Genomic DNA, 241 nt, shown 5'->3' with positions numbered 1-241 from the left:
GTTCCGCATTTTCTGGTAGCCCTTGCTTTTGTCAAAGACCTCAGAGGTGCGGATGGTGCGCCATGTTCCGTAGCGGTTTGCCACGGGGTGTTCCGTCCATTGGCTGTCGATCCAGTGATCCAGCTCATTGAGTACCACATTGGCCAACAGTGGGGAGATGATCCCGCCCTGGGGCGTTCCCTTTGTCGGGTAGACGGTGCTGCCGTCCGGCATACGGATAGGAGCCTTCAGGATACGCTTG

General features: G+C 57.7%; 1 pseudogene. It reads right to left on the bottom strand.

The window, feature by feature from the left end:
- Positions 1-241 (bottom strand): annotated as a pseudogene (locus ACQRD3_RS13605) (hypothetical protein); the annotation flags it as partial.

This window comes from Candidatus Pseudoscillospira sp. SGI.172 (genome assembly GCF_050313575.1).
GTDB lineage: Bacteria > Bacillota > Clostridia > Oscillospirales > Oscillospiraceae > Vermiculatibacterium.
Note: the sequence above shows the minus strand (reverse complement) of the source record. Positions and strands in the feature narration are given on the sequence as shown.